Below are 26602 nucleotides of genomic sequence, written 5' to 3'. Positions count from 1 at the left end.
TCATGAGGTCTTGTCCTGCTCGTCTGCCGGTGTCAGCACCGGCTGTGCATGCTGGGCCTCATCTTCCAGATTGCGCACTGTCTTCAGGATCGTTTCTATCAGCGAGTCCGCTTCATCACCTCGGGGTAGTTCTTTCTTGCCAATCAGCATACTTAGATTAGTTTCATAATTAAAAAACTGCGCCTCTTCTATCGCAGGCAATGCTTTGTAATAGGCGATCATTTCTCTGATCGCATTATCACTGAGGCCGGTTCGTTCATATTCAGCATTGTCCTTATCGACGATATAACGCGTCCACAATGCATACCGATGTCCAATCTCCTTAAGGGCGGACTCTCTTTCATTCTTGGTGAAATCGCCCTCTTCGTCGTAACCGATCAGTGCCAGTTGTTCCATGGACAGATCGTTGAATGGATTCTGACCTCTGCCGTTAACATATTCGGTAGCCTGCCGCGCACGTGCCAGCAACTCCGGGTCATCCGTGTTGGGTACAAATGCATCGTTCAAAGGTTTGTTCAGACCGTACACAGATTTACTCAGGTCCATCTGGATGCGTATGCCTAACTTACCCAGTTCCTGCTGGCTAAGCTGGCTGTCACGTATTGCTGCTCGCTCTGCCGCAGCAGCCAGTTGTCGAGCCAGCGGAGAGACATCTGGCGCGCGCTCGTCTTCACTTTCGACTCGCCCAGCGTCCATATCAGGCGAGGTCGCGGTAGTGGTTTCTGGGACCGCTTTGAATATATTTTGCAAGGGTGAAGAAACAAAATCGCCAATCCTGGACATGGCCAACCTCCTGGCTCAGTTAACACCTCAATAACTCCCAACCGAGCAGCCTGCCATCAGCTGGACAAGCCGCTCGGGTAAAGCTGAGCAGTTACTTCATGGTGAACTCGGCTTTCCAGGCGTAGTTCGCAGCAAAACCTGAATTCACAGCCGTACAGGTTGCACCACCCGTCGGGGTGGCTGTCTTGTTCCATTTAGGCAGTTTTATACCCCCCGACATCATCATTACGAACGTGGTACTGAAAGCACATGTTCTACGGCCGTCCGTATACCGCAGCATTGCTCCATTTGTATCGGGGCTCACCAGCCGTTGAACCTTGATCATTATGGTCTCGCCAGCCTTGACCACTTGCTTAGGCTGCGGTTTGGCAATCTGGTAGGTGCTGGTCTCGTTCGCGTTCGTCAGTTCAAGCGTTACCGGCCCTGTCCCAAGATTCCTGAAGGTAACCTCAACAGGCGGCCCCGCCAGCGCTTCGCCAGCAGCAAGCAAGGAGGCAGTTGCACAAAGGATTCGCGTCAATTTTTTCATTGATGTCAGTCTCGTCTCTTCCTTGTGTTGATTGGGTGAGACGCCCTTGTAGCCATAGCTCAAGCTGCCTGAGACGTTCCTTCGTACACAGACACCTCCTTGGGGAGCGTCCATAAGGCTTAACGGCCACTGCGGGAATACCTTAAAGAAAATGTGCCTATCAGATGTTTCGAAATATGAAGGTCCGCTCACGCTTCTACGGGCAGCTATCGCCATTTTTTTGGCGCCAAAAAACCATTGGACTGAGGGTTATCGCCAAACGCCATAAGACCGTTCGTACCTTTTTTGACGAATTTTGCAAAAAAATTTTGGATGCTGGCATTAAAACATCTCGCAACAGTTTCACCCTTGAAACATAGGGGCGAAACCCTGCTGTGCTATCAAATTGAAATTGTCTACTTCTGAATAAATATTTAGAAATCTTTCATTCGGGCTATACCCCCTCAGGAACTTCTCATACCCCCAACCGCTCATAGTGCCGTAACGAATTTCCTGCCTACGGGCTGTGAGAGATGACTTACAGATGACAACGGCAAGGTATCCACTACCCGCCTCGATAACGTAGACAGGCTGCACGGTTAACCCGAGAAGCCTGTCCTTGCAGGAGACAAGCGTCCCTTACAACTCGTCCTAGTGGTTGATTTCAAAGGATTTATCCCACTTGAAAGAACAAGCACAGCAACGCGCCACGTAGCGCGCTGCAGTAAAGACGGCTGCATTTCAGGGCACGTTTTTAATAATTGGCTTTTACATGCCTAATTTGAGTGCATAACTTTTTGCGCTCCGGTTTTATTTTGCCTGCGCTCGGCGAAGTGTGCATTCGCCATGGACCCGTGCGCCCGAAAACTGTTGTTAATCAACCCAGCCCGGCGCTCTGCAAAGAGGTCGGCGTGATAAACACATGAGGTGATAGCGATGCGTATCAGCATCTTTGGTTTGGGTTATGTGGGTGCAGTCTGTGCAGGCTGCCTGACGGCGCGTGGCCATGAAGTGATCGGTGTGGACGTGTCCAGCACCAAGATCGACCTGATCAACCAGGGCAAGTCGCCCATCGTCGAACCCGGCCTGGAAGCACTGCTGCAACAGGGCATCGCCAATGGCCGCCTGCGCGGCACCACCGACTTCGCCGAGGCCATCCGGGCCAGCGACGTGTCGATGATCTGCGTGGGTACCCCGAGCAAGAAGAACGGCGACCTGGGCCTGGAGTACATCGAGTCGGTGTGTCGCGAAATCGGCTACGTGCTGCGTGACACCACTCGCCGTCACACCATCGTGGTGCGCAGCACCGTGCTGCCCGGCACCGTCAAGAACGTGGTCATCCCGATCCTCGAAGACTGCTCGGGCAAAAAGGCCGGCGTCGACTTCGGTGTCGCGGTCAACCCGGAATTCCTCCGCGAAAGCACCGCGATCAAGGACTACGACCAGCCACCGATGACTGTCATCGGCGAACTGGACAGCGCCAGCGGCGACATCCTCCAGGCCCTGTACGAAGAGCTCGACGCCCCGGTCATTCGCAAGCCGATCGAAGTGGCCGAGATGATCAAGTACACCTGCAACGTGTGGCACGCCACCAAGGTCACCTTTGCCAACGAGATCGGCAACATCGCCAAGGCCGTCGGCGTCGATGGCCGTGAAGTGATGGACGTGGTCTGCCAGGACAAGGTGCTCAACCTGTCGCAGTACTACATGCGCCCTGGCTTCGCCTTCGGCGGCTCGTGCCTGCCGAAAGACGTGCGTGCCCTCACCTACCGTGCCGCCAGCCTCGACGTACGTGCACCGCTGCTCGACTCGCTGATGCGCAGTAACGAATCGCAGGTGCAGAACGCCTTCGAGCTGATCGAAGCCCACGACAAGCGCAAGGTCGCCCTGCTTGGCCTGAGCTTCAAGGCGGGTACCGACGACCTGCGCGAAAGCCCGCTGGTAGAGCTGGCCGAACGCCTGATCGGCAAGGGCTACCAGTTGGACATCTACGACGAGAACGTCGAGTACGCCCGGGTTCACGGGGCGAACAAGGACTACATCGAATCGAAGATCCCGCACGTCTCGTCGTTGCTCAACGGTGACTTCCAGCAGGTCATCGACAACGCCGACATCATCGTCCTCGGCAACCGTGACGAACAGTTCCGCGCCCTGGCCCAGCAAGCACCGGCCGGCAAGCAAGTGATCGACCTGGTCGGTTTCATGAGCCAGCCGACCAACGCAAGCAGCCGCACCGAAGGCATCTGCTGGTAAGTGCCTGGCAGGGCAGCGCAAGCCTCCCCACTTGCGCTGCCCAACCTTTCCCGAATTCTCGACGGATGCTGAACATGCAAAGGCTCCAGACAGTGCTGTTGCAGTGCGCCGGTTGGCTGCTCTACATGAGCCTGCTCATGCTGATCGCCCTGGCCCTGCCAGCCGATATCTTCGACTCGCAGTCGAAGCACTTCATCTTCCTGGTCGGCGCAGTCGGCATCTGGCGCTATTCCATGGGCGCCACCCATTTCATCCGCGGCATGATCTTTCTCTACGGCGTGTACCCGTACCTGCGCCGCAAGGTGCAGAAAATGGGCAATGCCGCCGACCCGTCACACGTGTACCTGATGGTCACCAGCTTCCGCATCGAAGCGTTGACCACCGCCCAGGTGTACAGCTCGGTTATTCGTGAGGCGATAAACTGCGGCTTCCCCACCACAGTGGTCTGCTCGCTGGTGGAAATGTCCGACGAACTGCTGGTGAAAAGCCTGTGGGCCAAGTACAACCCACCGGCCCACGTAAAGCTGGACATCGTGCGCATCGCCGGTACCGGCAAGCGCGATGGCCTGGCCTACGGCTTCCGTGCCATCTCGCGCATGCTGCCGGACGACAACGCCGTGGTGGCGGTGATCGACGGTGACACCGTGCTGGCCGACGGCGTGGTGCGCAAGACCGTGCCGTGGTTCAAGCTGTTCCCCAACGTCGGTGGCCTGACCACCAACGAGTTCTGCGAAGTGCGCGGCGGTTACATCATGAGCGAGTGGCACAAGCTGCGCTTCGCCCAGCGCCACATCAACATGTGCTCGATGGCCCTGTCCAAGCGGGTGCTGACCATGACCGGGCGCATGTCGATGTTCCGCGCCAGCGTGGTGACCAACCCCGAGTTCATCGCCGACGTCGAAAGCGACTCGCTGATGCACTGGCGCCTGGGCCGCTTCAAGTTCCTCACGGGTGACGACAAGTCCAGCTGGTTCAGCCTGATGCGCCTGGGCTACGACACGTTCTACGTGCCGGACGCCGCCATCAACACGGTCGAGCACCCGCCGGAGAAAAGCTTCTTCAAGGCCAGCCGCAAGCTGATGTACCGCTGGTACGGCAACAACCTGCGACAGAACTCCCGTGCCCTCGGGCTGGGCATCCGCCGCCTGGGGCTGTTCACCAGCATCGTGCTGTTCGACCAGCGCGTTTCGATGTGGACCAGCCTGCTGGGCCTGACCGTGGCGGTGATCGCCAGCCTCAAGTTCGGCCTGGGCTTCCTGCTGGTGTACCTGCTGTGGATCGGCATCACCCGCCTGATCCTCACCATCATGCTGCTGTGCTCCGGCCACAACGTCGGCCCGGCCTACCCGCTGATTCTCTATTACAACCAGATCATCGGCGCGCTGATGAAGATCTACGTGTTCTTCCGCCTCGACAAACAGTCGTGGACGCGTCAGCCCACTGCCCTCAAGCGTGACCTCGCCAGCTTTCAACAATGGTTCAACACCTGGTCCTCGCGGACCATGACCTTCTCGGCGGCCAGCATCTTCGTTGCTGTGCTGTTCATGGTCGTGTGAGCCCAACCCGGATCGGATCTAACAGGAACAAACCCCATGAATACCGCCGTGAACGTCAACGTCGTGCATGAGTCCGAAGCCCAGCGCCAGCATGCCCGGGTTCGCATCCCCGCCAAGCTGCGCTTCCTCGACGCCCAGCGCCAGGCCCACGATGTAAAGGTCGAAGACCTTTCCGCCGGTGGCCTGAGCTTCCACACCAAGCAGCCACTGTCGGTTGGCGACGTGTTGCGCGGACGCCTGATGTTCACGGTCGACAACCTCGGCCTGTCGATGGACATCGAGTTCCAGGTGCGCTCGTTCAACCCCGACAACGGCCGTACCGGTGCGCAGTTCCAGAACCTCGAACCGCGCGACATTGCCACCTTGCGCCACATCATCACCTCGCACCTGTCGGGTGAGCTGATCACTGCCGGTGACGTGCTCAGCACCCTGCAGCGCGATAACTTCACCAAGGCCCGCAAGCAGAAGGATGGCGGCAGTGGCCTGAGCGCCTTCGGCCGGCTCAAGGCGGTCACCGTCACCCTCGGCGTGTTCGTGGTCGGCGTCGCGGCTTTCGGCTTCGTCGCCAAGTCGCTGTACGGCATGTACTTCGTCAGCCATGCCGAAGCCGGTGTGGTCGCGGTACCCACCACCAGCGTCACCATGCCGCGCGACGGCACCGTGAACAGCCTGGTCGAAAGCGGCGGGCAGATTGCCAAGGGCGCGCCGCTGGCCAGCTTCACCACCAGCATGCTGGACATGCTCAAGGGCAACCTGGACGACACGCAGCTGGAGCCGGCGAAGATCGAGGAACTGTTCGGCAAGCAATTGTCCGGCACCCTCACCAGCCCCTGTGATTGCGTGGTCGCCCGCCAACTGGTGGACGACGGCCAGTACGCCGCCAAGGGCCAGCCGATCTTCCAGCTGATCCCGCGCACCACCACCCCGATGGTCGAGGCGCGCTTCAGCTACCGCCAGTTCGACGAGGTCAAGCCAGGTACCCGGGTCAACTTCCAGGTCGCTGGCGAAGACGAAGTGCGCACCGGCCAGATCGTCAGCAGCGCCAGCCTCAACAGCGAAGACCTGGCCTCTGACATCCGCGTGCAGATCAAGCCTGACAGCGGCCTGCCCGCCGAACTGGCCGGCCGCCCGGCCTCGGTCAACAGCGACCGCGGTCCGTCGCTGAACTGGTTGATCGACAAAGCCGTGGCCCGTGGGCTGTAAGAGGAGCTTGTGATGACCAACATGCCGCCATTGCGAGGGCTTCGCCCTCGATCGCGACACAAGGCCGCTCCTACAGGGTCCGAGTCGCTAAACCATCTGTCGCCTGACGCTGGACCTGTAGGAGCGGCCTTGTGTCGCGATCGAGCGCGAAGCGCTCGCCCGTTCGCATGGTGCACACTCGCCCTGGCTGTAACCCTGGCCGGCTGTGCCGGCCTACCCGACCAGCGCCTGGCCAACGAGGCCATGAAGCGCGGTGACACGGCACTGGCCGAACGCAACTACAAGGCCTTGGCCGACCTCGGCTACAGCGAGGCTCAAGTGGGCCTGGCCGATATTAAGGTGGCTACCCGCGACCCGGCGCAGATCAAGCAAGCCGAGGCCACCTACCGCGCCGCGGCCGCCACTTCGCCGCGTGCCCAGGCGCGCCTTGGCCGCCTGCTGGTGGCCAAACCCGACAGCACCCAGGCCGAGCGTGAAGAGGCCGAAACGCTGCTCAAGCAAGCCGCGAAGCAAGGCGAAAGCAACACCCTGATCCCGCTGGCGATGCTCTACCTCAGCTACCCGCAGAGCTTCCCCAAGGTCAATGCGCAGCAGCAGATCGACCAGTGGCGCGCCGCCGGCAACCCCGAAGCGGGCCTGGCCCAGGTGCTGCTGTACCGCACCCAGGGCACCTACGACCAGCACCTGGGCGAAGTGGAAACAATCTGCAAGGCCGCGCTGAACAGCACCGACATCTGCTACGTCGAACTGGCCACCGTGTACCAGAAACGCGGCCAGGCCGACCAGCAAGCCGCCCTGCTCGGCCAGCTGAAGTCTGCCTACACCCGTGGTGCAGTGCCGGCCACCCGGGTCGACAGCGTGGCCCGGGTACTGGCCGACCGCAGCCTCGGCCAGACCGACGAAAAAACCGCCAAGGACCTGCTCGAACAAGTGGCCCCGGCCAACCCGGCCTCCTGGGTCAGCCTGGCGCAACTGGTCTACGACTTCCCCGAGCTGGGTGACACCGACCAACTGCTGGCCTACATCGACAAGGGCCGCGAGGCCGAACAGCCACGCGCCGAGCTGCTGCTGGGCCGCCTGTACTACGAAGGCAAGACCCTACCGGCGGACGCGAAAAAAGCCGAGCAGCACCTGCAAGCCGCCGCCGACGCCGGCGAGATCAGCGCCCATTACTACCTGGGCCAGCTGTACCGCCGCGGTTACCTGGGCAACGTCGAGCCACAGAAGGCCGTCGACCACCTGCTGGCCGCCGCCCGTGGCGGGCAGAACAGCGCCGACTATGCCCTGGCCCAGCTGTTCAGCGAAGGCCACGGCATTCGCCCGCAGCCAGGCAACGCCTGGGTGTTCGCCCAGCTGTCGCAAGCCAACCCGACGCCGCAATCATCGGAAATGCTGCAGCAACTCGACCAGCAACTGACCGCTGACCAGCGCAGCCAGGCCCAGCAACTGCTGGCCCAAGAAAAGCAGGCCCGCGGCAGCATGAGCCAGGGCGCCAACAGCACCCTGGCCATCGAAGCCCTGCAAGACGACGAACAAGAAGTAGACGGTGAGGACTCGCTATGACGCTCAATCCCTTCGTGAAAGCCGGCATCGGCCTGAGCTTCGCCCTGCTGTGGTCCTGCCCGACCCTGGCGGAAATGACCGCTGAAAAGAACTTTGGCCTGGACGTGAAAATCACCGGTCAGTCGGAAGACGACCGTGACCTTGGCACCCGCTCCGGCGGCGACGTCAACGGCCTGGGCCTGGACCTGCGCCCTTGGGTGTACGGCGAGCGCGGCAACTGGAGCGCCTATGCCATGGGCCAAGCCGTCGCGGCCACCGACACCATCGAAACCGACACCCTGCGCCAGAACGACGACGGCACCACCACCGATACCGGTGACGACAGCCGCAAGCCCGACAAAAACTACCTGGCCATGCGCGAGTTCTGGGTCGGCTACAGCGGCCTCACCGCCTACCCCGGCGAGCAATTGCGCCTGGGCCGCCAGCGCCTGCGCAGCGACGATGGCATGTGGCGCGACACCAACATCGAAGCGCTGAACTGGACGTTCGACACCACCCTGCTCAAGGCCGACCTCGGCGTGGCCCAGCGCTTCAGCGAGTACCGCACCGACCTCACCGAGCTGGCCCCGGAAGACAAGGACCGCACGCACCTCTACGGCAACGTTGCCACGCAGTGGACCCCTGGCCATTGGGTGGGCGTGCGCGCCCACCATACGCATGACAGCGGCAGCCTGAAAAACCCCGGCGAAACCGTCGACGCACTGGACAAGACCCGCACCGGCGACCTCACCTGGCTGGGCCTTGAGGCAAACAGCGACGCCTACAACTGGCGCAACGACCACACCGTCAACTACTGGAGCAGCCTGACCTGGCTGACCGGTAACCGCGACACCCTCAGCAGCCAGGTCGTCGGCGATGACCAGGTGGCGACCGGCAAGCAGAGCGGCGACGTCAACGCCTGGGCCACAGACCTTGGCATCCGCCTGCGCCTGGACCCCAACTGGCAGGTCGGCGCGGCCTATGCCCGTGGCAGTGGCGGCGGTGGCGACGACGGTTCCAACAACTTCGAGCAGACCGGCCTTGAGAGCAACCGCTCCAACTTCACCGGCACCCGCTCGCGCGTACACCGTTTCGGCGAGGCCTTCCGCGGCGAGCTGGGCAACCTGCAGGCGGCCACCCTGTTCGCCTCGTGGCAGCTGCGCGATGACTACGACGCCAGCTTCATCTACCACAAGTTCTGGCGGGTCGATGGCAGCCAGAACATCGGCTCCAGCGGTATCAACGCGGCGGTCAACGACAACGGTGTGAACCGCCAACTGGTCAATGGCGAGAAAGACCTGGGCCAGGAAATGGACGTGGTCGTGACCAAGTACTTCAAGCAAGGCCTGCTGCCGGCTTCGATGAGCCAGGCCATCGACGAGCCGTCCGCCCTGGTGCGCCTGCGTGCCGGTGTGTTCAAGCCGGGCGACGCCTATGGCAAGGAAGCAGACTCGTACATGCACCGCGCCTTCGTCGACGTGATCTGGCGCTTCTGAGGCCGGGAGAAATTTGATGAACCTTCACCCGCACTTACGTCACAGCCTGTTGGCCAGCGCCTTGCTGCTGGCCTCGGGCCTGGCCGTCGCTGCAGAGCCCAAGGTTATCGCCAAGGAACTGCAGCAGGCCAAGACCTACACCGTGGCCAGCGCGCCGATCGAGCCACTGCACATGGACCCACCCAAGCTGCCCGACCTCAGCGGTTTCACCGCCGAGGCCGTGCAGAACAAGATCGACCGCAGCCACAAGGGCAAGGTCAGCGTGCGCCGCATGTTCCAGGAGGACACCCTCAAGGAGTTCGTCGGCGGCGACAACAAGGCGGCCGAGTGGGTGCAGCGCCAGCACGGCATCCCGCAGGCGATCTTTGTCGATGACGGCCATGTCGACCTGGTCGAGCTGAGCAAGAAGGTGCCAAAACAGTACCTGCGCGAAGTCGAGCCGGGGGTGTACCTGGCGCGCCTGCCGATCGTGGTCGGGCAGAAAGGCATCCTCGAGATCGACGGCAAGGTCAAGCAGCTGCGCTTGTCCCAGGAAGGCGGTTCGTTCCTGGTCAATGACGGCAAGCTGTTCGTCACCGACACCCAGGTGACCGGCTGGCGCGAGAAGGACAACGGCCCGGCGACGTTCCGCTCGCCCAAGGAATTCCGCCCGTTCCTGCTGTCGTGGGGCGGTACCGAGACGTATATCGTCAACACGAAGATGGCCAGCTTCGGCTACGCCAAGTCCAAGTCGTATGGCGTGAGCATCTCGCAGTACACGCCGAACATGGCCAAGCGCATGGGCCGTGCCGAACCCACCGGCTGGATCATCGGCTCGGAATTCAGCGACATGTGGTACGGCTTCTACTGCTACGAAACCCAGGACTTCGTGGTCAAGGACAGCACCTACCGCGACAACATCGTCTACGGCATCGACCCGCACGACCGCTCGCACCGGCTGATCATTGCCGGCAACACGGTGTACGGCACCAAGAAGAAGCACGGCATCATCGTTTCGCGTGAGGTCAACGACAGCTGGATCATCAACAACAAGAGCTACGACAACAAGCTCTCGGGCGTGGTGATCGACCGTAACAGCGTCAACAACCTGATCGCCTACAACGAGATCTACCGCAACCACACCGACGGCATCACCCTGTACGAAAGCGGCGACAACCTGATCTGGGGCAACAAGCTGATCAACAACCGCCGCCACGGCATTCGCGTGCGCAACAGCGTGAACATCCGCCTGTACGAAAACACTGCCATGGCCAACGGCCTGGTCGGTGTATACGGCCACATCAAGGACCTGTCCGACACCGACCGCGACATCGCCCTCGACCCGTTCGACACCAAGGTGTCGCTGATCGTAGTGGGTGGCGAGCTGGTGGCCAACGGCTCCGGCCCGTTGTCGATCGACTCGCCGCTGTCGGTCGAGCTGTACAAGGTGGCCATGCTCGCCCCGCGCAAGGCCAGCGGCATCAGCCTCAACGGCGTGCTGGGCGAACGCCAGGACGAAATCCTCGACCTGCTGGTACGCCAGCAAAAGGCTGTGCTGATCGACCCGGTCGAACGCCAGACCGAAATGATCGATTAAGGAAGCCCAGACCATGACTCCACACCTGATGAAACTGCTGGGCCTGTCCGCCGCCCTTCTGGCGATCAGCCAGGGCGTGCGTGCCGATGAGGTCAAGGCCCCGACCTTCACTGCCGAGCCTTGCTGCCAGCTGTGCCCGCAAGCGCACGACGCCAGCCGCTACACCACCCGCTACCAGCAGAACTTCACCACGCTGGTGCAGGCCAAGGGCGATTGGCTGTTCCGTACCCGCGAAGACCTGCGTACCGAGTTCAACACCACCCCGGCCGGCTACAAACGCCTGCAGCAGGTGCACGACGCGTTCAAGAAGCGCGGCGTGGAACTGGTGGTGGTGTACCAGCCGACCCGTGGCCTGGTGAACCGCAACATGCTCAACCCGGCCGAGAAAGCCGCCTTCGATTACCAGAAGGCGCTGGGCAACTACCAGGCCATGCTCAAGCGCTTCGCCAGCATGGGCTACAACGTGCCCGACCTGTCGCCGCTGACCAACGAACAGCTGGCCGCCGCCGACCAGGGCAAGGACTTCTACTTCCGCGGAGACCAGCACTGGACGCCCTATGGCGCCGAGCGCGCGGCAAAAATCGTGGCTGACACCGTGCACAAGATGCCGGCCTTCGAAGGCATCCCGCGCAAGGAATTCGAAACGAAGAAGTCCGGGCGCATGGGCAAGACCGGCACCCTGCATAACGTGGCTGGCCAGCTGTGTGGCACGAGCTACGCGGTGCAGTACATGGACCAGTTCGCCACCGAGCCGAAAGGCTCGACCGGCGGCGGCGACGACCTGTTCGGTGACAGCGGCAATGCCCAGATCACCCTGGTCGGCACCAGCCACAGCGGCAAGAACTACAACTTCAGCGGTTTCCTCGAACAGTACATCGGCGCCGACGTGCTCAACGTCGCCTTCCCCGGTGGTGGCCTGGAAGGCTCGATGATCCAGTACCTGGGCAGCGAAGAGTTCCAGAAGAATCCGCCGAAGATTCTGGTCTGGGAATTCTCCCCGCTGTACCGCCTGGACCAGGAAACCATCTGGCGGCAAATCCTTGGCCTGCTCGACGACGGCTGCGACGACCGCCCGGCCCTGATGAGCGCCAGCACCACCCTCAAACCTGGCAAGAACGAACTGATGGTCAACGGCAAGGGCGGCGTGGTCAAAGACCTGATCAACCGCAACCTGCAGATGGACGTCAAGTTCGAAGACCCGTCGGTGAAGGTGCTGCAGGCCACCCTCTGGTACCTCAATGGCCGCCACGAGGACATCAAGCTGGAAAAACCGGAAACCTCCGATACCGACGGGCGCTTTGTCTTCCAGATGCGCGAAGACGAGGACTGGGCCAGCCAGAGCCTGTTGGCCTTTGAAATTCAGGGCCCGGAAAAAGGCACGCAGAAAGTCGAAGCCAAGCTCTGCAAACGCAACAACTTCGCCGTGCCTGCGCAGACCGCGCAGGCCGGCCAGTGAGGCGACCATGACTGCATTCAAGCAAATCTTCAGCCCTGCCCTGCTTGCCCTGGCCCTGTTTGGCAGCGCAGCACAGGCGGCGCTGGTGCCGCCGCAGGGGTACTACGAGGGCATCGAGAAACTCAAGACCGGCGATGGCAATTTCCGTTGCGAAGCGGCGCCCAAGCCATACACCGGTGCCCTGCAGTTTCGCAGCAAGTACGAGGGCTCGGACAAGGCCCGCGCCACGCTCAACGTCGCCTCGGAAAAAGCCTTCCGCGACTCCACAGCCGACATCACCACCTTGGAAAAGGGCGTGAGCAAGATGGTCGGCCAGTACATGCGTGACGGCCGCCCGGCGCAGCTTGACTGCACCCTGACCTGGCTGGGTACCTGGGCGCGCGCTGGTGCGCTGCTGTCCACCGATTACAACCACACCGGCAAGTCGATGCGCAAATGGGCGCTGGGCAGCATGAGCGGTTCGTGGCTGCGCCTGAAGTTCTCCGACTCGCAGCCACTGGCAGCGCACCAGGCCGAGGCCGAGCTGATCGAAAAGTGGTTCGCCCGCCTGGCCGAGCAAACCGTGCGCGACTGGAGCGACCTGCCGCTGGAGAAGATCAACAACCACAGCTACTGGGCGGCCTGGTCGGTGATGGCGACTGCCGTGGCCACCGACCGTCGCGACTTGTTCGACTGGGCCGTGAAGGAATTCCGGGTGGGTGCCAACCAGGTCGACGACCAGGGCTTCCTGCCTAATGAACTCAAGCGCCGCCAGCGTGCGCTTGCCTACCACAACTATGCCCTGCCGCCGCTGGCGATGATCGCCAGCTTTGCCCAGGCCAACGGTGTGGACCTGCGCAGCGAGAACAATTTCGCCCTGCAACGCCTGGGTGAAGGCGTACTGGCCGGTGCACGCGACCCAAGCCAGTTCAAGGCGCGCACCGGCGAGAAACAGGACATGAAAGACCTCAAGGTCGACAGCAAGTACGCCTGGCTCGAACCCTGGTGCCAGCTGTACCACTGCGTGGGCGACACGCTTGAGCGCAAGCATGGCATGCAGCCGTTCAACAGCTTCCGGCTGGGGGGCGATGTGACCCGGGTTTATGACCCGGGTGCAGAGCGCAAGAAGTAACACACCCCAATATGGGGGTGAAATCTGTGGGAGCTGGCTTGCCGGCGATGGGCCGCAAAGCGGCCCCTGACTACCGATGGGCAAGGCTTTGCCTTGCATCGCCGGCAAGCCAGCTCCCACAGAGGTATTAGGTTGCCTTCCGGTTTTGCACTGGGGGGTTTGGGGGGCGCTGTGCCCCGGATGCTGTGAACAAAAAGGAGAACCGGGATGGTCTTCTCGTCCAACGTGTTCCTGTTCCTGTTCTTGCCGATATTCCTCGGCCTGTACTATTTGAGCGGGCAACGTTATCGCAACCTGCTACTGCTGATCGCCAGTTACATCTTCTATGCCTGGTGGCGGGTGGATTTCCTGGCCCTGTTCGCCGGGGTCACCCTGTGGAACTACTGGATCGGCCTGAAAGTCGGTGCCGCTGGCGTACGCACCAAACCGGCGCAGCGCTGGCTGCTGCTTGGCGTGGGTGTCGACCTGGCGATCCTCGGCTACTTCAAGTACGCCAACTTCGGCGTCGACAGCCTTAACGCGATCATCAGCTCGTTCGGCCTGGAGCCGTTTATCCTCACCCATGTGCTGCTGCCGATCGGCATCTCGTTCTACATCTTCGAGTCGATCAGCTACATCATCGACGTGTACCGCGGCGACACCCCGGCCACCCGCAACCTGATCGACTTCGCGGCGTTCGTGGCGATCTTCCCGCACTTGATCGCCGGCCCGGTGCTGCGCTTCAAGGACCTGGTCGACCAGTTCAACAACCGCACCCACACCCTGGACAAGTTCTCCGAAGGCTGCACCCGCTTCATGCAGGGCTTCATCAAGAAAGTGTTCATCGCCGACACCCTGGCGGTGGTGGCCGACCATTGCTTCGCCCTGCAGAACCCGACCACGGGTGACGCCTGGCTCGGCGCCCTGGCCTACACCGCGCAGCTGTACTTCGACTTCAGCGGCTACAGCGACATGGCCATCGGCCTGGGGCTGATGATGGGCTTCCGCTTCATGGAGAACTTCAAGCAGCCATACATCAGCCAGTCGATCACCGAGTTCTGGCGGCGCTGGCACATCAGCCTGTCGACCTGGCTGCGCGACTACCTGTACATCACCCTGGGCGGTAACCGTAAAGGCACCTTCAACACCTACCGCAACCTGTTCCTGACCATGCTGCTGGGCGGCCTGTGGCACGGTGCCAACTTCACCTACATCATCTGGGGCGCCTGGCACGGCATGTGGCTGGCGATCGAGCGGGCGCTGGGCATCGACACCAACCCGCAGCGCTTCAACCCGGTGAAGTGGGCCTTCACCTTCCTGCTGGTGGTGGTCGGCTGGGTGATCTTCCGCGCCGAGAACCTGCACGTGGCGGCCCGCATGTACGGCGCCATGTTCAGCTTCGGCGACTGGCAGCTGTCGGAACTCAACCGCGCCCAGCTCACCGGCCTGCAAGTGGCCACCCTGATCATCGCCTACATCACCCTGGCGTGGTTCGGCCTGCGCGACTTCTACCGCAATGCCACACCAACGGCTGCCACACGCACGCCGGCGCAAGTCAATGCCGATGGCTCGATCGGCCTGGACTGGACCCGGGTGATGACCCGCGCCCTGGTGCTGCTGCTGTTCGTGGCCTCGATCCTCAAGCTTTCGGCGCAGAGCTACTCGCCGTTCCTTTACTTCCAGTTCTGAGGTTGATGACATGACCCGGACATTACGCATTACCTATTCGCTGTCGTTCCTGGGCCTGCTGGTGGGCATGGGCGTCTGGTCCACCGGTGCCCTGCAGAGTTTCCAGCGCACCGAGCAGATGACCCTGCTCAACGGCAAGCTGGCCAAGGCCGCAGAGACCCACTACGACGCCGAGTTCCCGATCAAGCGCCTGGGCACCAACCTGTGGGCGGCGATGGACTTCAAGCTGTTCAATGAAGGCCGCCCTGGCGTGGTGTTAGGCCGCGACCAGTGGCTGTTCAGTGATGAAGAGTTCAAGCCCACCGCCGGTGCCGAGCAGCTGATGCAGGAAAACCTGGCGCTGATCCGTGGCGTACGTGACACGCTCAAACAACACGGCAGCCAGCTGGTGTTGGCGATCGTCCCGGCCAAGGCGCGGATCTACGATGAGTACCTGGGCAAGGAGCTGCCGGCCAGCCTGCATGGCGACCTGTACAACCAGTTCCATGCCCAGGCGCGCCAGGCCAACGTGTTCGCCCCAGACTTGATGGCCCCACTTGAACAGGCCAAGGCCCGTGGCCAAGTGTTCCTGCGCACCGACACTCACTGGACACCGATGGGCGCTGAAGTGACGGCGCAGGCGCTGGCTGAGGCGGTCAACCGCCAGCAATTGCTCAATGGCGAACCGCAAACCTTCATCACCGAGGCCGGCAACACCGCGCCCTACAAAGGTGACCTGACCAACTTCCTGCCGCTGGACCCGCTGTTCAGCAACCTGCTGCCAGCCCCGGACAGCCTGCAGCAACGCACCACCCGCCCGGTCGAGGCTGCGGCTGATGCAGGCGACGCACTGTTCGCCGACAAACAGATCCCGGTCGCCCTGGTAGGCACCAGCTACAGCGCCAACCCGCACTGGAACTTCCTCGGTGCGCTGCAGCAGGCGCTGCGCAGCGACGTCGCCAACTACGCCGAAGACGGCCACGGCCCGCTGCTGCCGATGCTCAAGTACCTGCAAAGCGATGCTTTTAAAAACGCCGCGCCACAAGTGGTGGTGTGGGAATTCCCCGAACGTTATCTGCCAATGAAAAACGACCTCAGCAGCTTCGATCCGCAGTGGATCGCGCAACTGAAAAACTCCCGTAAATCCGAAGAAAACCTGGCCTTGTCGTCCACCCGGACGAACCACTGATTGAAGAGAGGAACACGCACATGACTACCAAGACTTCCATTGCCAAAGCCCTCACCCTCGCGGCCGGCCTTTCCCTTGCTTCGATGCAGGCCTTCGCCGGCGCCGACGCCGCGCTGTACGGGCCAAGCGCGCCGAAAGGCTCGACCTTCGTGCGCCTGTACAACGCTGCCAGCGCACCGGCTGCCGCCAGTGTCGGCAACACCCAGATCAAGCAGGTTGGCGCCCAGGCCAGCAGCGATTTCAGCTTCCTGCCAGGTGGTGACTACACCGCTCAGGTGGGTGGCAAGAGCGTGCCGGTCAAGCTGGCCTCGGACAAGTACTACACCCTGGTCAACAGTGGCAGCGGCAACCCGCAGCTGATCGAAGAACCGCCGTTCAAAAACAAACAGAAAGCCCTGGTGCGCGTGCAGAACCTGAGCGACCAGCAGCTGACCCTGAAAACCGCCGACGGCAAGACCGAAGTGGTCAAGCCGGTGGCCGCCAACGGCCGTGGCGAGCGCGAGATCAACCCGGTCAAGGTCAACCTGGCGCTGTACCAAGGTGACAAGAAAGTGGGTGACGTGAAACCGGTCGCCCTGGAGCGCGGCGAAGCCGCAGTGCTGTACGTAACGGGTTCCGGCAACGCCTTGTCGCCGGTGTGGGTAACTCGCCCCGTGGCTAGCAACTGATTCCCCTGCCTCTCAACGACTATTGGAGAAACATGATGATCCCGGTAATTCTTTCTGGTGGTAGCGGTTCGCGTCTGTGGCCTCTGTCGCGCAAGCAGTTCCCTAAGCAGTTCCTGGCCCTGACCGGTGAACACACCCTGTTCCAGCAAACCATCGAGCGCCTGGTGTTCGAAGGCATGGACACGCCGATTGTGGTCTGCAACAAGGACCACAAGTTCATCGTCCAGGAACAGCTGGCTGCCCTGAAGCTGGAAACCCAGGGCATCCTGATGGAGCCGTTCGGCCGCAACACGGCACCCGCCGTGGCCATGACCGCGATGAAGCTGGTCAACGAAGGCCGCGACGAGCTGATGCTGGTATTGCCTGCCGACCACGTGATCGATGACCAGAAGGCCCTGCAACGTGCCCTGGCCCTGGCCACCGTGGCCGCCGAGCGCGGCGAGATGGTGCTGTTCGGCGTGCCGGCAACTAAACCGGAAACCGGCTACGGCTATATCCGCTCCAGCCAGGATGCGTTGCTGCCTGAAGGTGTGGCGCGCGTGGCCCAGTTCGTGGAGAAGCCGGACGAGCAACGCGCTGCCGAATTCGTCCAGGCCGGTGGCTATTTCTGGAACAGCGGCATGTTCCTGTTCCGTGCCAGCCGCTTCCTCGAAGAGCTGAAAAAGCACGACGGCGACATCTACGACACTTGCGTGCTGGCCTTGGAGCGCAGCCAGGAAGACGGCGATGTGCTGAGCATCGACGAAGCCACCTTTGCCTGCTGCCCGGACAATTCCATCGACTACGCGGTGATGGAAAAGACCCAGCGCGCCTGCGTGGTGCCGATGTCGGCTGGCTGGAGTGACGTGGGTTGCTGGTCGTCGCTGTGGGAAGTGCACGAGAAGGACGACAACGGCAACGTCACCAAAGGCGACGTGGTGGTGCAGGACAGCCACAACTGCATGATCCACGGCAACGGCAAGCTGGTGTCGGTGATCGGCCTGGAGAACATTGTGGTGGTCGAGACCAAGGACGCCATGATGATTGCCCACAAGGACAAGGTCCAGGGCGTCAAGCAGATGGTCAAGACCCTCGACGAGCAGGGCCGTAGCGAAACCCAGAACCACCTGGAAGTGTATCGCCCGTGGGGCTCGTACGACTCGGTGGACATGGGCGGCCGTTTCCAGGTCAAGCACATTACCGTCAAGCCGGGTGCCAGCCTGTCGCTGCAGATGCACCATCACCGTGCCGAGCACTGGATCGTGGTGTCCGGCACGGCCGAGGTAACCTGTGACGAGAACGTGTTCCTGCTGACCGAGAACCAGTCGACCTATATTCCCATTGCCTCGGTGCACCGCCTGCGCAACCCGGGCAAGATTCCGCTGGAGATCATCGAGGTGCAGTCCGGGAGCTACCTGGGCGAGGATGATATCGAGCGGTTCGAGGATGTGTATGGGCGCACATCCACGCCGGTGGAGCGTGGGGTTTCGGTGAAAACTATCGCGCAGTGAATGAACCCTGGGGCCGCTTTGCGGCCCATTCGCGGGGCAAGCCCGCTCCCACAGGGGCCGCATGTTCGCCTATACATGAGGTCCCTGTGGGAGCGGGCTTGTCCCGCGAATGGAGGGCGCAGCCCTCCCCGCTTTTGAGCCCTCCCTCATTTCAGGCTACGATGGTCAGACCCCGCGCAACCAAGGTCTGCAAGCGTCATGATCATCGGTGCCTTCCTCATCCTCACCTGGCTGGTGCTGCTGTTGCGCTACCCGGCCAAGGCCCTGCCGATTTCCCTGGCTGCCGTGTGCGGCCTGGGCCTGGTGGCGATGTTCGTGGTCTGGCAAGACAGCCGCGAAGCCTCGCAACTGGCCCGCCTGGACGTGCGCCTGAGCTATGCCCCGGAACACTGCCCTGCCGACCGCGCCTTGCAGGTACGCATGAAGAATGGCAACAAGGCTCCGCTGACCGAACTGCGCTGGCGCGTGGCGGCGTATGCGCCGGGCGATAGCGTGAACCTGGCCGAGAACACCTACAACGCCCCGCGCTACCGTGGGCCGGGTGAATTGCAGCCAGGGGCAGAGTGGAAAGACTGTTTGCCATTGCCGCCCTTGCGTTCCGGGTACCGGCCGCAGACCCTGGAGTTTCGGGCTGAGCACCTGCAGGGTACATTTGCCAACTGATTCATTGCCTGTACCGGCCCTATCGCCGGCAAGCCGGCTCCCACAGGTACTCCACAGGTCCAGATGATTGTGGGGTACCTGTGGGAGCTGGCTTGCCGGCGATAGGGCCAGTGCAAGCCAAACATCTCTCACCATGATCCAAGGCCCCAACCATGCCCACCGTCCTGATCACCGGTTGTTCCAGCGGCATCGGCCGCGCCCTGGCCGACGCCTTCCGCGATGCCGGCCACCATGTCTGGGCCACCGCCCGCAAGCCTGAAGATGTCGAGCAACTGCGCGCCGCTGGCTACACCGCCCGGCAACTGGACGTGAACGACAGCGAGGGCGTGGCCCGCCTGGCCCAGGAACTGCCAGGCCTCGACATCCTGATCAACAACGCTGGCTACGGCGCCATGGGCCCGTTGCTCGATGGGGGTGTGGATGCCCTGCGCCAGCAGTTCGAAACCAACGTGTTCGCCGTGGTTGGCGTGACCCGCGCGCTGTTCCCGCTGCTGCGCCGCTCACGCGGGCTGGTGGTGAACATCGGCAGCGTTTCCGGCGTATTGGTCACCCCGTTCGCCGGCGCCTACTGCGCCTCGAAAGCTGCCGTGCATGCGCTGAGCGATGCCTTGCGCCTGGAGTTGGCGCCGTTTGGCGTGCAGGTGATGGAAGTGCAACCGGGGGCGATTGCCTCACAGTTCGCCAGCAATGCCCAGCGCCAGGCCGAGCAGGTGCTGGCGGCGGATTCGGCGTGGTGGCCATTGCGCGAATACGTACAGGCGCGGGCGCGGGCCTCGCAGGACAAGCCAACATCGGCGGCGGTGTTTGCCCAGGGGGTGTTGGCGGCGGTGAACAAGTCGCCGGTGCCGGCGGTGGTGCGGTTGGGCAATGGCAGTACGGCGTTGCCGTTGCTGGCCAGGTTGCTGCCGCGGCGGGTGCTGGACTGGGCGTTGCGCAGGCGGTTTGGGCTACTGCGTCCGCTTTAACATGTCTATTGCCTGCACTGGCCCTATCGCCGGCAAGCCAGCTCCCACAAGGCCTCCACAGGCTTTGAAACCTGTGCTGTACCTGTGGGAGCTGGCTTGCCGGCGATAGGGCCAGTGCAGGCATTAAAGATTCAGGCGATGGAACGCAGCACCCCGCCATCCACCCGCAACGCCGCCCCGGTCGTCGCGCTGGCCTGCATCGAGGCCAGGTACACCACCATATTGGCCACCTCTTCCACCGTCGCCAGCCGCTTGATCAGCGAAGTCGGCCGGTGCTCAGCCAGGAAGTTGGCTTCCAGTTCTTCAGTCGACACCCCCTGCTCCTGCGCCAGCTTGGCAAAGAAATCACCCACCCCCTCCGAACGCGTAGGCCCCGGCAACACCGAATTCACCGTCACCCCAGTGCCTGCCAGGGTCTCGGCCAGCCCACGCGACACCGCCAGCAGTGCCGTTTTGGTCATGCCGTAATGAATCATCTCGGTCGGGATCTGCAGCGCCGATTCGCTGGAAAGGAACACCACCCGCCCCCATTTGCGCTCGGCCATGCCCTGGGCATAGTGGCGCGACAGGCGCACGGCGCTGAGCACGTTGACGTCGAAGAAGCGCTGCCAGTCTTCGTCTTCGATTTCAAAGAACGGCGTGGGCTCGAAGATGCCGAGGTTGTTGATCAGGATGTCGGTGTGCGGCACCTGGTCGAACAGCTTTTGCGCGCCGTCCCGGGTGCCGAGGTCGGCGGCAATGCCGATGATGCGTGCTTGCGGCAGGCGTTCGCGCACGGCCTTGAGGGCTTCATCGACACGGGCCTGGGTGCGGCCATTGAGCACCACTTCGGCCCCCGCCTCGGCCAGGCCGATGGCGATGGCCAGGCCAATGCCGGCGGTGGAGCCGCTGACGATGGCGCGCTTGCCGTTCAGGGAAATGTGCATCTGTGCCTCCTCATCTGTCTGGGAAATCGATGGGGCTGCTGCGCAGCCCATCGCCGGCAAGCCAGCTCCCACAGGTACTGCGCAGGTCTCAGGTACAGCGCAATACCTGTGGGAGCTGGCTTGCCGGCGATGGGCCGCAAAGCGGCCCCTGTCTTTATGCTTTCTTCACCGGCTGCTCATCAAACGCCTGCCAGCCACCACCCAATGCCTTGTACAACCCAACCAACGCCTGCGACACCGCCGCCGAACTGTCGATCCACTGCTCCTCGCTGGCCAGCAAGGCCCCCTGCACCGTCAGCACATTGAGAAAGTCCACCGCCCCTTCCACATACTGGCGCTGTGCAGTTTCCAGGGCGATGCGGTTCTGCCGCACGGCCTCGGCCAAATGGTCACGGCGCAACTGGCTGGCGTTGTACAGGCGTAGCACATCGTCAATTTCATGCCAGGCACCCAGCACCACCTTGCGGTAGTTCAGCGCCGCTTCCTGCTGCTGCGCCTCGCGCAGTTGCAAGGTGCCTTTGAGCCGGCCGCCCTCGAAAATGGGCAACGACAACTGCGGCCCGAACGCGAAACGGCGCGAATCCCAGCCACCGAAGTCGGACAGCTGCATGGCCTGGAAGCCCATGCTGCCCGACAGCCGGATGCTCGGGTAGAAGTCCGCCTTGGCCACGCCAATGCTGGCAGTGGCAGCATGCAGGCGGGCCTCGGCCTGGCGGATGTCCGGGCGGCGCTCGGCCAGCTCTGACGGCAAGCCGATGGCGAACTTCTGCTGCGGTGCGGGCAGCTCGCCGCCCTTCAACAATTCGGCCTGCAAGCTGCGCGGTGGCTCGGCGGCGAGCAGGCTGAGGGCGTTGATCAGATCATCGCGGCGGGCTTCCAGGCTGGGCAGGCGCGACTCGATCGAAGCGACCTGGGCGCTGGCCTGGGCCACATCAAGCCGGGTGGCGACGCCTTCGGCCTGGCGGTTTTCAGACAGTTTCAGGCTGTGCTGGGCGACCTTGAGGTTGTCCTGGGTCACATCGATAGTGTGCTGTACCGCGCGCAGCTGGATGTAGTTGCCGGCGGTTTCCGACAGCAGCGCCAACAGCACGCCGCGGCGGTCGTTCTCGGCCACTTCGACCGTGGCATCGGCAGCTTCCACCTGGCGCCGCACGCGGCCCCACAGGTCCAGCTCCCAACCGGCCACCAGGTCGCCCTGCCACAGGTTGAAGGCTTCTTTACCCGCCTTGCCGGACGGGTCGCTCAGGCCTTCGGCACTGTTGCGTGCCCGGCTGTAGCCGGCGTTGACGTCCACCGACGGCACTTGATCGGCGGCCACGGTGCTGCGCAAAGCGCGGCTTTGCAGCAGCCGAGCGCTGGCCATCTGCAGGTCGAGGTTGCGCTCGGCAACCCGCTGGATCAAGGCACTGAGCTGGGCGTCGTGGAAGGTTTCCCACCAGCGCAGCTCCAGCGGCTCGGCCTGAGGCTGGCTGGCCGCTGCCTCGCCTTGCAGCGGTGCCCACTGTTGCGGTGCCTGGCTGTCGGGGCGCAGGAAGTCCGGGCCCAGGGTGCAGCCGGCCATCAGCAAGGCCAGCAGCAACGGGGTCAAGCGTAATGCCGGTTTCATCGTGCGCTTACCTCTTTGCCATCGAGCTTGTCGCCACGGGTATCGATGGTCGCTTCCACCGACATGCCCACACGCAGGCGGCTGAGCAGCGGCTGGCCATCATCGAAGACAATCTTCACCGGGATGCGCTGCACGACCTTGGTGAAGTTGCCGGTGGCGTTGTCCGGCTTGACGGCGGCAAAAGTCACGCCGGTGGCCGGGGCAATGCTTTCCACGTGGCCTTGCAGCTTCTCACCGGAGAAGGTGTCGACACTGATAGTCACCGGCTGGCCAGGCTGCACATGGGTCAGCTGGGTTTCCTGGAAGTTGCCGACCACGTAAGCCTGCTGCAGCGGCACCACCGACAGCAGGCGGGCGCCCGGGTTGACGTAGGCGCCGACGCGCAGGGCGCGCTCGCCGACCATGCCGTCCACCGGAGCGCTAATGCGCGTGTAAGAAAGGTCGAGCTGGGCCTTTTCCAGGCCTGCTTCGGCGCGTTTGAGCTGGCCATCGGCACTGGCCACTTGTGCGGTAAGGATGTCCACTTGCTTGCGCGCCGCCACCAGCGCTGCCTGGGCGTTGGCCAGGCGGGCGCGGGCCTGGTCAACCCCGCTACGCGCCTGCTGGGCGTTCTGCACGGTACCGGCGCCCTGCTCGGCCAGGCGGCTGTAGCGGTTGACCTCGTGGTCGGCGAACGCCGCTTCGGCCTGGGCAGCTTTCACTGCGGCTTGCGCCTGGGCAATGAGTGCGGCCTGACGTTCCAGGGTGGCGCGGGCATCGGCGCTTTGTGCCTGGGCCACCAGCAACTGCGCCTGTGCGGCGTCCAGGGCAGCCTGGTAATCACGGGCATCGATGGTCGCCAGCAACTGCCCGGCGGTGACCTGCTGGTTATCCTCCACCAGCACATCCTTGATGAAGCCGGCCACCTTTGGCGCGACCACGGTGTAGTCGGCGATCACATAGGCGTCATTGGTGCTCTGGCGGTGGTCGCTGCCAAGCATCCACGGGCCAACGATTCCAGCCAGGACAGCCACTGCCAGCACCGAGCCGATGAACAGGGTTTTGCGGTTATTGGTCATTTCAGGGGTACTCGAATTCATCCAGGGTTCAGGCCACCGCGCGCGGCGGATAGACCCGGGTAGGTACGAAAGGAATCAGGCAGATCAGGGCCACGGCAATGCCGGCCATGACCAGGTAGAGGTCGGCCGAGGTCAGCACCAACGCCTGGTCGTGGATGCGCTTGGCCAGGCCAGCGGCATTACCGTCGACCAGCGGGGCGTTGCCCAGGCTGTCCACCAGGTGATTGGAATGGAAGTGCCGGCGCAGGGTGCCCAGGGCATCCAGCAGGCCACCGGCGATCACCGCCGCCAGGCCTTTTACGGTGTTGAACCAGCTAGAGGCGAACGGGCCTTCCTGTGGGGTCATGCCGTTGGTCGACAGCATCAGCAGCGGCAGCACCGCCATTGGCTGGCCGAACACCTGCAGCAGGTAGAACGGGTAGAAGTCGCCACGGATCCACTCGCTGGTAAGCAGGCTGCTGCCCACGCAGGACATCGCCAGCATCGCCAGACCGATGCCCAGCACCCAGCGGCAGTCCACCGCACGGATGTTGCACAGCGCTGCGGTCAGCGGCAGGGCAATCAACTGCGGCATGGCCACCAGCATCATCAGCGGGCTGGTCTGCGCCGGGCGGTAACCCTGGATCTGCGCCAGGTAGGCTGATGGAATGCTGCTAACGCCGGAAAGCACGATCAGCACGCCGGCCAGCGTCACCAGGGCGAAACTCAAGTTGCGTCGCGTCAGCATGCGCAGCTGGAAGAACGGCAGCGGCTCGGACCATTCGTTGTACATGAACAGCACCAGCAACAGCAGGCCACCGCCGAGCAGCCAGCAGATCAATGGCGAGTCGAACCAGCCCCAGCGATCACCCAGCGACAGGCCCAGCACGATACAGCTGATGGCCGGCAGGCCGAGCAGCACACCGCGCCAGTCGAACTGCTTGAAGCGCTCCAGGCGCAGCGGGTCCTGCGGCAGGCCCCAGCCGACGCAGGCAATCGCCAATGCCGAGGGCAGGATGATCTGCCAGAACGCCCATTGCCAACCGACGTACTCGGTCCACAGCCCGGCCAGTGGCGTGCCGAGGTTGGGGCCAAAGGTGGCGGTGAGGGCGTAACAGGCAAGGCCATAGACCTTGATGCCCGGCGGCAGGAAGCGCAGGGCCACGCTCATCAGCATCGGTGGCAAGGCGCCAGAGGCGAAGCCTTGCAGCACGCGCAGCAGCATCAGGCTGTGCAGGTCGGGGGCGAATGGTTGCAGCAGGCCGAGCACGGCGAACAGGCCAATCGCGCTCATGGTGAAGCGGCGCAGCGAGAAGGTGGTGGCCAGCCAGGGCGCAAAAGCCATGGCCGACACCGAAGCAGCACTGTACACCGCCAGCAGCCAGGCACCTTCGTCGGCACCGATGCCCATGGCCCCGCGGATGTCGGCCAGGGAAATCTTGGTCACCGACTCGTTGAGGCCCGCACACAACACGGCCAGCAATACACCGAACAGCCCAACCACTACCTGCAGGCCGAACGCAGTCTGCGCAGGCGCGGCCGGCGCGCGGGCGGCGGCCACGGCGGCAGACGGGGCGGACAGGGAACTCATGGGCAGACATCTCCAGCAACAAATTTGCGATTGGAGCAAGTCTAAGAAGGTCGAATGCTGACGAAAACTGACTTCTCGGTAGGTTTATGTTGCGTCGGACGCAATCCATCCTAAAACCGAATCGCCTGCTTCGTGGGCACGCCCGCGAAGCATCCAACCCGGTTTTAAGGGTCAACACTGCAACAGGCCTTCAGGGTCTGCCGCAACCAGCGATGCGCCGGGTCATTGTGAAACCTCGGGTGCCACGCCTGTAGTACCGTCACCCTTTCCAGCGGCACCGGAATCTCGAACGAGCGCAACGGCAGCCCCAGCTTGTGCACGCTATTGAGGATGTTCGCCGGCATCGGCAGGATCAGGTCCGAATCGGGCAGCGAGAACAGCGCCGAGTGAAAACTCGGGGTAATCAACGCCACCCGCCGCTGAACCTTGAAGTTGGCCAACTCCACATCGATCGGCCCGTTGGCGCGGCCGCGCCGGGACACGCTGATCTGTGGATAACTGGCAAAGCTGGTCGGCGTGATCGGCTGCTCGAAGATCGGGTGGTCGCGCCGCGCCAGGCCCACGTAGTAGGTCTGGAACAGGCTCTGCACCTTGATCTCGGGCCCCAGGTCCACGGTCGAGCTGATGATCAGGTCGGTACGCCCGTCACGCAGCACGCTGTCGTCATCGCCGCCTGGGCTTTCTGGCACGAAGCGCAGCACCGTACGCGGCGCCTGTTCGTGCATGCGGCGGAGCAACTGAGCGCCGTACAGGGCAATGAACAGGTCGTTGGTGCGGATGTTGAAGGCGCGGTCGAGCCTGGGCAGGTCGACCTCGTCGGCACTGCGGAATACTTCACCGGCCTGCTCGACCAGCGCCGCCACCTGCTCGCGCAACGCCAATGCCCGAGGGGTTGGCACCAGGCCACGGCCAGCACGCACCAGGATCGGGTCGCCCAAGGCATCGCGGATGCGCCCCAGGGTCCGGCTCATGGCCGCGGGGCTCAGGTTCATGCGCTGCGCTGCGCCAACTACACTGCCCTCGTCGAGCAGGGCATCGAGGGCGACGAGCAAGTTCATGTCCGGGAGTTGCATGGCCGTTTTCCGTTACAGCAGTGGGGATGGCGATGGTAGCAGGTTGCTGGATTGCACCAGACGCAATGCGCCCGTGCGCGCTGGAGCATTTATTTCGGACGGTGATTGGGCCATAACCTTTGCAGTGACTGCACTGGCCCTATCGCCGGCAAGCCAGCTCCCACAGGGTGGACTGCCCCCCAAAAGTTGGACAGTTTTAAGCTGCTGCCTGGGTCCTGTACTCGACAGGGCTCAGGCCATTGAGCCTCAGCTTGATGCGGTCA

The 26602-nt window shown here is 62.8% G+C and carries 21 protein-coding genes; 14 read left to right on the top strand and 7 right to left on the bottom strand.

Annotated elements, in window-relative coordinates; all coding sequences use genetic code 11:
• Together ACI2KG_RS02085 and ACI2KG_RS02080 are read right to left on the bottom strand one after the other, a co-directional pair.
• Positions 1-783, bottom strand: coding sequence for a hypothetical protein (locus ACI2KG_RS02085; RefSeq protein WP_404660620.1), 783 nt, complete (start codon positions 781-783; stop codon positions 1-3).
• Between the two features lie 91 nt (positions 784-874).
• Entirely contained in the window at positions 875-1312 is a 438-nt protein-coding gene (locus ACI2KG_RS02080; RefSeq protein ID WP_404660619.1) for a hypothetical protein, read from the bottom strand.
• 915 nt (positions 1313-2227) lie between these two features.
• Between ACI2KG_RS02080 and ACI2KG_RS02075 the strand changes: the two genes are divergently transcribed.
• The 14 genes from ACI2KG_RS02075 to ACI2KG_RS02010 all read left to right on the top strand — a co-directional run bounded on the left by ACI2KG_RS02075 (position 2228) and on the right by ACI2KG_RS02010 (position 20106).
• Positions 2228-3544: a nucleotide sugar dehydrogenase gene (locus tag ACI2KG_RS02075; RefSeq protein WP_400614410.1), complete on the top strand. Its 1317-nt coding sequence runs from the start codon at positions 2228-2230 to the stop codon at positions 3542-3544.
• A gap of 74 nt (positions 3545-3618) precedes the next feature.
• On the top strand, positions 3619-5100 hold the full coding sequence (locus ACI2KG_RS02070) for a glycosyltransferase family 2 protein (protein ID WP_400614407.1): 1482 nt from the start codon (positions 3619-3621) through the stop codon (positions 5098-5100).
• A 36-nt stretch (positions 5101-5136) separates the two neighbouring features.
• Complete coding sequence (locus ACI2KG_RS02065; protein ID WP_404660618.1) at positions 5137-6303, top strand: PilZ domain-containing protein; 1167 nt, start codon at positions 5137-5139, stop codon at positions 6301-6303.
• Positions 6304-6315: 12 nt separating this feature from the next.
• Positions 6316-7866 carry an alginate biosynthesis TPR repeat lipoprotein AlgK gene (gene algK / locus ACI2KG_RS02060; RefSeq protein ID WP_404660617.1) on the top strand — a complete coding sequence of 517 codons (1551 nt, stop codon included), beginning with the start codon at positions 6316-6318 and terminating at the stop codon, positions 7864-7866.
• Positions 7863-9341, top strand: a complete 1479-nt coding sequence (locus tag ACI2KG_RS02055) for an alginate export family protein (RefSeq protein ID WP_400614399.1) — start codon at positions 7863-7865, stop codon at positions 9339-9341. The genes algK and ACI2KG_RS02055 overlap by 4 nt, the downstream gene beginning before the upstream one ends.
• Before the next feature lie 16 nt (positions 9342-9357).
• Positions 9358-10917: a mannuronan 5-epimerase AlgG gene (algG, locus tag ACI2KG_RS02050; RefSeq protein WP_404660616.1), complete on the top strand. Its 1560-nt coding sequence runs from the start codon at positions 9358-9360 to the stop codon at positions 10915-10917.
• 13 nt (positions 10918-10930) lie between these two features.
• Entirely contained in the window at positions 10931-12373 is a 1443-nt protein-coding gene (locus ACI2KG_RS02045; protein ID WP_404660615.1) for an alginate O-acetyltransferase, read from the top strand.
• A 7-nt stretch (positions 12374-12380) separates the two neighbouring features.
• Positions 12381-13484, top strand: coding sequence for a mannuronate-specific alginate lyase (locus ACI2KG_RS02040; RefSeq protein ID WP_404660614.1), 1104 nt, complete (start codon positions 12381-12383; stop codon positions 13482-13484).
• Positions 13485-13691: 207 nt separating this feature from the next.
• Complete coding sequence (locus tag ACI2KG_RS02035) at positions 13692-15152, top strand: MBOAT family O-acyltransferase (RefSeq protein ID WP_404660612.1); 1461 nt, start codon at positions 13692-13694, stop codon at positions 15150-15152.
• Positions 15153-15162: 10 nt separating this feature from the next.
• Positions 15163-16320 (top strand): alginate O-acetyltransferase, encoded by a 1158-nt coding sequence (locus ACI2KG_RS02030; protein ID WP_404660611.1) that lies wholly within the window; start codon positions 15163-15165, stop codon positions 16318-16320.
• 20 nt (positions 16321-16340) lie between these two features.
• On the top strand, positions 16341-16988 hold the full coding sequence (locus tag ACI2KG_RS02025; RefSeq protein ID WP_264360713.1) for an alginate O-acetyltransferase AlgF: 648 nt from the start codon (positions 16341-16343) through the stop codon (positions 16986-16988).
• Positions 16989-17023: 35 nt separating this feature from the next.
• The gene (locus ACI2KG_RS02020; protein ID WP_404660764.1) at positions 17024-18478 is read left to right on the top strand and encodes a mannose-1-phosphate guanylyltransferase/mannose-6-phosphate isomerase; all 1455 of its coding nucleotides are present in this window, start codon (positions 17024-17026) and stop codon (positions 18476-18478) included.
• 198 nt (positions 18479-18676) lie between these two features.
• On the top strand, positions 18677-19141 hold the full coding sequence (locus tag ACI2KG_RS02015; RefSeq protein WP_404660610.1) for a multidrug transporter: 465 nt from the start codon (positions 18677-18679) through the stop codon (positions 19139-19141).
• Between the two features lie 152 nt (positions 19142-19293).
• Positions 19294-20106 carry an SDR family oxidoreductase gene (locus ACI2KG_RS02010; RefSeq protein ID WP_404660609.1) on the top strand — a complete coding sequence of 271 codons (813 nt, stop codon included), beginning with the start codon at positions 19294-19296 and terminating at the stop codon, positions 20104-20106.
• A gap of 131 nt (positions 20107-20237) precedes the next feature.
• On the opposite strand, the gene ACI2KG_RS02005 is transcribed toward ACI2KG_RS02010, so the two are convergent.
• The 5 genes from ACI2KG_RS02005 to ACI2KG_RS01985 form a co-directional block, all read right to left on the bottom strand.
• Positions 20238-21032 carry an SDR family NAD(P)-dependent oxidoreductase gene (locus ACI2KG_RS02005; protein WP_404660608.1) on the bottom strand — a complete coding sequence of 265 codons (795 nt, stop codon included), beginning with the start codon at positions 21030-21032 and terminating at the stop codon, positions 20238-20240.
• Positions 21033-21186: 154 nt separating this feature from the next.
• Positions 21187-22638, bottom strand: coding sequence for an efflux transporter outer membrane subunit (locus ACI2KG_RS02000; RefSeq protein WP_404660607.1), 1452 nt, complete (start codon positions 22636-22638; stop codon positions 21187-21189).
• Entirely contained in the window at positions 22635-23696 is a 1062-nt protein-coding gene (locus tag ACI2KG_RS01995) for an HlyD family secretion protein (RefSeq protein ID WP_404660763.1), read from the bottom strand. Before ACI2KG_RS01995 ends, ACI2KG_RS02000 begins: the two co-directional genes overlap by 4 nt.
• A gap of 28 nt (positions 23697-23724) precedes the next feature.
• Positions 23725-25266 carry an MFS transporter gene (locus ACI2KG_RS01990; protein WP_404660606.1) on the bottom strand — a complete coding sequence of 514 codons (1542 nt, stop codon included), beginning with the start codon at positions 25264-25266 and terminating at the stop codon, positions 23725-23727.
• Positions 25267-25430: 164 nt separating this feature from the next.
• Complete coding sequence (locus tag ACI2KG_RS01985) at positions 25431-26339, bottom strand: LysR family transcriptional regulator (protein ID WP_404660605.1); 909 nt, start codon at positions 26337-26339, stop codon at positions 25431-25433.
• Between the last annotated feature and the right edge of the window lie 263 nt (positions 26340-26602).

The organism is Pseudomonas sp. NPDC089407 (genome assembly GCF_044900445.1).
In the GTDB taxonomy this organism is placed as follows: Bacteria; Pseudomonadota; Gammaproteobacteria; order Pseudomonadales; family Pseudomonadaceae; genus Aquipseudomonas.
This window is presented reverse-complemented; position numbering and strand designations above follow the sequence as displayed.